The 3,053-nt window shown below is 71.4% G+C and carries 3 protein-coding genes; 1 reads left to right on the top strand and 2 read right to left on the bottom strand.

The window, feature by feature from the left end:
- Together AC2W7M_RS22845 and ispG are read right to left on the bottom strand one after the other, a co-directional pair.
- Positions 1-401, bottom strand: a 401-nt coding sequence (locus tag AC2W7M_RS22845; protein ID WP_486135163.1) for a DUF2076 domain-containing protein, incomplete at its 3' end; no start/stop codon positions are given.
- A gap of 324 nt (positions 402-725) precedes the next feature.
- Positions 726-2,033, bottom strand: coding sequence for a flavodoxin-dependent (E)-4-hydroxy-3-methylbut-2-enyl-diphosphate synthase (gene ispG / locus AC2W7M_RS22840; protein WP_486135165.1), 1,308 nt, complete (start codon positions 2,031-2,033; stop codon positions 726-728).
- Between the two features lie 443 nt (positions 2,034-2,476).
- On the opposite strand from ispG, the gene AC2W7M_RS22835 reads away from it, so the two are divergent.
- Positions 2,477-3,053: SGNH/GDSL hydrolase family protein (locus tag AC2W7M_RS22835; protein WP_486135161.1), on the top strand; the 577-nt coding region annotated here is incomplete at its 3' end.

Genomic DNA, 3,053 nt, shown 5'->3' with positions numbered 1-3,053 from the left:
CCCTGCTGGGCATAGCCCGGCTGCTGGCCGTAGCCGGGCGGCACGCCCATGGGCTGCTGGCCGGGCTGGCCATAAGGCTGGCCGGAGCCGACGCGCGCGCCGGCCGAAGGCACGGACGAACGGGAACCGCCAAACAGACCGCCGAGGAAGCCGCCGCTCGACTGCGGGGCGGGCTCCACGGCGGCGCGGGCCTGCGCCTCCAGTTCCTGGACGCGGGCATAGGCCTGCTGGAGCGCGTGCTCCTGCACCAGAACGGTCTGGGCGAGGGCGTAGGGGGCGTGGGGTGCCTCGGCGAGGCGGCGCGCGATCAGCGCCTCCGCCTCCGCGTCCCGCGGCTGGTTCTCGATGCCGCGCATGCGGTCGAACAGGCCGTCGATCAGGGCACGTTCCTCGGGGGTCATTTCCGTCTCCGGTGAGGTTGACGCACCCCATATGAGGACGCCATCCAGGCGCCGGAAGGGCGGCCGGATGAAATTTTCGTAACGTTACGTAAGGTACGCCGGACGACCAAAACAGCCGTCATGCCCCGGCTGGTCCGGGGCATCCACCCAGCGGCCAGGCCGGCGCTTCATGGTCGGCCGCCCGCCCGCGGCCTGGTGGATCCCCCGGACCAGCCGGGGGATGACGGCAGTGCAAGGAGAGACAGGCCGCGCCCCCGAAACCATCGTCATGACCCCGCTTGAGCGGAGCCCCATCCGGCCCTGCGCCCGGCCGTGGAATGGGGTCTATTCGGCCGCGTCGGCCCCCGCTTTGTCCGCCGCCGGGGCGGAGGCGACGCCGAAGCGGCGCGCCACATAGTCCTCCACCAGCTGGCGGAATTCGGCCTGGATGTTCGGCCCGCGCAGCGTCACCGCCTTCTTGCCGTCGATGAAGACCGGGGCGGACGGGGTCTCGCCGGTGCCGGGCAGCGAGATGCCGATGTCGGCGTGCTTGCTCTCGCCCGGCCCGTTCACGATGCAGCCCATCACCGCCACGTTCAGCGTCTCGACGCCGGGATAGCTCTGCTTCCACACCGGCATGCGCTCGCGGATCATGGTCTGCACGCTCTGCGCCAATTCCTGGAACACGGTGGAGGTGGTGCGCCCGCAGCCGGGGCAGGCCGCCACCAGCGGCACGAAGGTGCGCAGGCCCATGGTCTGCAGGATCTCCTGCGCCACCTGGACCTCCAGCGTGCGGTCGCCGTTCGGCTCCGGGGTCAGCGACACGCGGATGGTGTCGCCGATGCCCTGCTGGAGCACCACGCCCATGGCCGTGGAGGAGGCGACCACCCCCTTCGAGCCCATGCCGGCCTCGGTGAGGCCGAGATGCAGCGCATAGTTGGAGCGGCGCGACAGCTCGGAATAGACCGCGATCAGGTCCTGCACCGCCGACACCTTGGCGGACAGGATGATGCGGTTGCGCGGCAGGCCGATCTCCTCGGCGAGCGCCGCCGAGAGCAGGGCCGAGCGCACCAGCGCCTCGCGCGTCACCGCGCGCGCCTCGGCGGGCCGCGGCAGGCGGGCGTTCTCGTCCATCAGCGTGGTGAGCAGCTCCTGGTCGAGCGAGCCCCAATTGGCGCCGATGCGCACCGGCTTGTCATGGCGGATGGCGGTCTCGACGATGGCGGCGAACTGCCGGTCCTTCTTGTCGCCGAAGCCGACATTGCCGGGATTGATGCGGTATTTGCCGAGCGCCTCGGCGCAGGCGGGATGATCGGCGAGCAGCTTGTGGCCGATATAATGGAAGTCGCCGACGATGGGCACGTCGATGCCCATCCGCAGCAGCTTCTCCTTGATGTGGGGCACCGCGGCCGCCGCCTCGTCGCGGTCGACCGTGATGCGCACCAGCTCGGAGCCGGCGCGGGCGAGCGCCGCAACCTGCCGCACGGTCGCGTCGATGTCCGCGGTATCGGTGTTGGTCATGGACTGGACCACCACCGGCGCGCCCCCGCCCACCACCACTTTGCCGACGGGAACGCCCACGGTCAGCCGCCGCGCGGCGGGGCCGGGCCGTGGAGCAGGTCGTCGGGGAACCACGGAGGCGCAGTCGGTCATGGCGGACGTCATGGGGCGAAACCTCGGGCCGGTGCTCGGGTCCGGCGCGCGCGGATGCGGCGGCCGGCCTGTTCGAGGTAGGCGCGGGCCGGGCGGGCGTCAACTGCCGCGCACCGAAACAGCCGGCCCGATCACGCACAGGTTGAGGCATTCCGGCGCGACTTCGGCAAATCCGGGGCAATCGCCGCCAAACCGGAAACCTTCGGTCACCAATTGGGAAAGCTTTGTCTCGGCAGCAACCTATTTCGGACGCAGCCGCCTGGAATCCTCCGCGCCGTGGGCAATGAAAATCCTGCGGTCGATGCGGCGGCCGGCCATGCGAGGTAGGTGCGATGGAGTCTTTCCGGTCGTCGACGGTTGCATCGGAAACCCCGCCGTCTGCGCCCCGACGCGCGCGGCGGGCGTTCCTCCGGCGTCCGGGCATCCGGCGGTTGGCGCGGAACGTGCCCTGGCGGGTGCTCACCGCCGCCGCCATCGTCGGCGCGGCGGCCTATGCGGCGAGCCAAATCCCGCTGCGCCAGCGGCTGCGGCTCCAGGCCCATCTCACGGCCATGTTCACGCAGGCGCCGGTGCTGCTGGTGGGCGACAGCATCACCTACCAGGCCGGGCCGGCCCAGCTGTGCGGGGCCGAGGTGTTCAACGCCGCGGTGCCGGGCGACCGGGTGGCGGACCTCGTGGCCGACGCGCCGGACTATGCCAGCAACCTCGCCGCCACCCAGGTGGTGATCGCCGTGGGCATCAACGACGCCTGGCCGAACCACCGCGAGCTCGCCGACTGGATCGCCGACTATCGCCGGCTCGTGGCGCACTATGCCGGACGCCAGCTGGTGCTGGTGGAGATCAGCCCGCCCGACATGAGCATGCCGCTGTTCGTGAAGCGGCTCGATTTCGGCTTCATCGCCGGCGCCAACGCCGCGATCCGCGCGATCGCCGCCGACGAACCGGCGCCCCGGCTGGTCCCGGCCCCGGTCCGGGTGCAGACCCGCGACGGACTGCACCCCACTCCCGCCGCGCCGAGCT

The sequence above is a fragment of the Xanthobacter sp. BG11Y11_SDJG genome, assembly GCF_057364445.1.
Note: the sequence above shows the minus strand (reverse complement) of the source record. Positions and strands in the feature narration are given on the sequence as shown.

What these genes read in the sequence shown, in the direction of transcription:
- ispG (WP_486135165.1), bottom strand. Translation starts at nt 2,033, where the DNA reads ATGACCGACTGCGCCTCCGTGGTTCCCCGACGACCTGCTCCACGGCCC.